Here is a 3,035-nt window from a genome sequence, read left to right on the forward strand (position 1 = left end):
CTTCCGAATTTCGAAACGAACCAAATGGTGATCAAATCTAAAAAACCGTTTATAAATCGTTCCATACCAAATTTGGTTTTACCGTATTTGCGCGCCTGATGTTGCACTATTTTTTCCCCGATATTCCCGAATCCGGCACTTTTGGCCAAAACAGGAATGTAACGGTGCATTTCACCGCGTACCTCTATATTTTTTATTACCGCTTTTTTATAAGCCTTTAAGCCGCAATTGAAATCATTCAGTTTTACCCCCGAGGTTTTACGTGCCGCCCAATTGAACAATTTAGAGGGAATATTTTTAGAAATGACCGAATCGTACCGTTTTTTCTTCCATCCGGAAATAAGGTCATATCCTTGGTTCTTGATCAGATCATATAATTCGGGAATTTCCTCTGGATTATCTTGAAGATCGGCATCCATGGTAATCACCACATCGCCTGTAGCCGCTTTGAAACCGGCATGTAAGGCTTGTGATTTGCCGAAATTCTTGGTAAATCGTATGGCCTTGACATTCGGATTAGTGGCAGAAAGTTTGCGGATGGCCTCCCAGGATCCATCGGTACTGCCATCATCTATGAATAGAATTTCATACAAAAAACGATTGGATTGCATGACATTTACAATCCAATCGTGAAGTTCATGTAAGGAATCTTCTTCGTTCAGTAAGGGTATTACTATGGATAGGTTCATTAAATACTTCTGAAATTCTTTTCAAAAGTACAATTTTGACTTTAATATGCAGGTTTTTGCTTTTTAAAAATGAGACCAGCAATAAGACCCAGGATTAATCCAATAATTATATTCATAATAAGAATTATCGGATATGTTAGCCAAGCAAAACCTTTTTGCATTTCAATACCTTGGTCAATTTGTTCTTCAGTCAATTTTGGGTTATCCGCCATTGCTTGTGCCTTGCCTATTTCATACATTTTGTCCATATATCCTGGTTCTATTACATTGGACAGTAGAAAGAAATAAATTAAACCGATTATTCCAGCGATCAATGCGATTCCCGCTCCGATTTTTAATGCTTGTGATATGGTTAAATAACCTTCATTGGCCTTTTTGAATTGTGATATGCCAAAAAAGATGGCAACTAAGGCTAATACCAAACTTACACTTCTAATACCCCAACCTTGATCATAATGCAGATCCATAGAATAGAGCATAAGCCCGAAAATTACGCTGACTATCCCAAGCAGTAGGCCATAATTAAAAGCGAATTTCCCTGTTTTTGGTTGATTTTCTTCCATTTTTATTGCGTTTTTAGTGGTTTATATGATTAGTTGAACTTCTTGTTAAATCGTTACAATTAAAGGTACAAATTTTTATTTTCTCTTTTTTGCACAATTTATTGTCATTATGAGAAAAATACTTAAATTTGCAGCTCTAAAAATAGAAGGTATAACATTTTTACGATGAGAAAAGATATTCACCCAGAGAATTATAGATTGGTAGCATTCAAGGATATGTCCAATGAAGATGTGTTTCTTACCAAGTCGACGGCGAATACCAAGGAAACCTTGGAAGTGGATGGGGTAGAGTACCCTTTGGTGAAATTGGAGATATCAAGAACGTCGCATCCATTCTACACAGGAAAAGCAAAATTCTTGGATACGGCTGGCCGAATCGATAAATTCAAGAGCAAGTATAAAAAATTCCAAAAACCTGAAAAGAAGGAAGAGGAAGAAAAATAAAAGAATAGCATATTACGACAATAAACATACGCCCTCGATAGTTATTATCGGGGGCGTTATTTTTTAATTTTGTTTTAAAACCAATCCATGAATTATATTCTTTTTGACGGTACAGTGCGTAACGCTTTGTTGCCTTTTACCTTCACTAGACCTGTAGCGGATATCAGGGTGGGTATACTCACCATACGTGAGAAATGGGAGCGCTATTTGAGCACTACGACCACCACGGTCACCGAGGAATATCTTTCAGAGAAGTATCCCATGGTGGAGTTGGAAGAGAATATTTTGATTAATGCTTCCTTTTTGCCCAATAAGGAACTGGCTCATAAGGTCAAGGCCCTGAAAAGGAACGAGGCCATTTTTAAGGGGGAAGAAGTGATTGCCTTTTTTTCATTGGAAGCCCAGGAGGTTGATTTCTCAACATTTACCCAAATTGAATTTGAAGGCGATGTGCTACAAATAGAACATACTTGGGATATTTTCTCTAAAAACGCGGAAGCGCTCCAAGCGGATTTCGATTTTATTACCGAAGGAAGAACCACAGCACCGATTTCAGAAACCAATAGCCTGATTCATCCTGAAAATATATTTCTTGAAGAAGGCGCCAGTGTGGAATATAGCATTTTGAACGCCACTGAAGGACCCATCTACTTAGGAAAGGATTCCGAGGTCTGGGAAGGCAGCTTAATTCGTGGTGCTTTCGCCCTATGCAATAATGCCGTGGTCAAAATGGGCGGAAAGATCTATGGGGCTACTACCGTAGGACCTTATGGAAAAGTGTGTGGTGAAATCAGCAATTCGGTGATATTCGGTTATTCGAGCAAAGGACACGAAGGATATTTAGGCAATTCCGTATTGGGGGAATGGTGTAATATAGGTGCCGATTCAAACAACTCCAATCTTAAGAACAATTACGCCAAAGTGCGCTTATGGAACTATGCCACCGAACAATTTGAGCAGACCGGATTGCAATTCTGTGGTCTCATGATGGGGGACCATAGTAAAACGGCCATCAATACCATGTTCAATACAGGCACGGTTATCGGGGTAAATGCCAATATTTATGTACCGGGATTCCCAAGAAATTTTATTCCCAGTTTCAGTTGGGGCGGGGCATCAGGATTTTCAACCTATCTGCCCGAAAAGGCTTTCGAGGCCGCTAAGGTCATGATGGCACGCAGGGGAGTGGAGTTTGATGAGAAGGAAGCCAACATTCTCAATCATGTGTTTGAATTGACAAAAAAGTGGAGGAACTACTAAGGGCTGACAATCACAAAGAACAAAATTAAAGTCCACAATGTTTTAAACTCTGGTACAAGTTCAATTTGACCCTATACCC

Annotated in this window: 4 protein-coding genes; 2 read left to right on the top strand and 2 right to left on the bottom strand. The window is 39.2% G+C overall.

Going from position 1 to position 3,035, the window contains the following annotated elements:
- Together WBM98_RS16145 and WBM98_RS16150 are read right to left on the bottom strand one after the other, a co-directional pair.
- The coding region (locus WBM98_RS16145) for a glycosyltransferase family 2 protein (RefSeq protein ID WP_424367053.1) at window positions 1-689 on the bottom strand (689 nt) is incomplete at its 3' end.
- Between the two features lie 41 nt (window positions 690-730).
- A complete protein-coding gene (locus tag WBM98_RS16150; RefSeq protein ID WP_424367054.1) occupies window positions 731-1,252 on the bottom strand; it encodes a DUF4199 domain-containing protein in 522 nt (173 codons plus the stop codon).
- A 165-nt stretch (window positions 1,253-1,417) separates the two neighbouring features.
- Here WBM98_RS16150 and WBM98_RS16155 point away from each other — a divergent pair, with 165 nt between their 5' ends.
- Window positions 1,418-1,696 carry a type B 50S ribosomal protein L31 gene (locus WBM98_RS16155; RefSeq protein ID WP_424367055.1) on the top strand — a complete coding sequence of 93 codons (279 nt, stop codon included), beginning with the start codon at window positions 1,418-1,420 and terminating at the stop codon, window positions 1,694-1,696.
- A gap of 87 nt (window positions 1,697-1,783) precedes the next feature.
- Window positions 1,784-2,956, top strand: coding sequence for a GlmU family protein (locus WBM98_RS16160; RefSeq protein ID WP_424367056.1), 1,173 nt, complete (start codon window positions 1,784-1,786; stop codon window positions 2,954-2,956).
- The last annotated feature ends 79 nt before the right edge of the window (window positions 2,957-3,035 follow it).

The organism is Maribacter sp. (genome assembly GCF_049667165.1).
Classification (GTDB): Bacteria; Bacteroidota; Bacteroidia; order Flavobacteriales; family Flavobacteriaceae; genus Maribacter_A.

Excerpts from the sequence above, each read along its gene's own strand:
- WBM98_RS16150 (WP_424367054.1), bottom strand. The coding sequence starts at position 1,252 with ATGGAAGAAAATCAACCAAAAACAGGGAAATTCGCTTTTAATTATGGC.
- WBM98_RS16155 (WP_424367055.1), top strand. The coding sequence starts at position 1,418 with ATGAGAAAAGATATTCACCCAGAGAATTATAGATTGGTAGCATTCAAG.
- WBM98_RS16160 (WP_424367056.1), top strand. The coding sequence starts at position 1,784 with ATGAATTATATTCTTTTTGACGGTACAGTGCGTAACGCTTTGTTGCCT.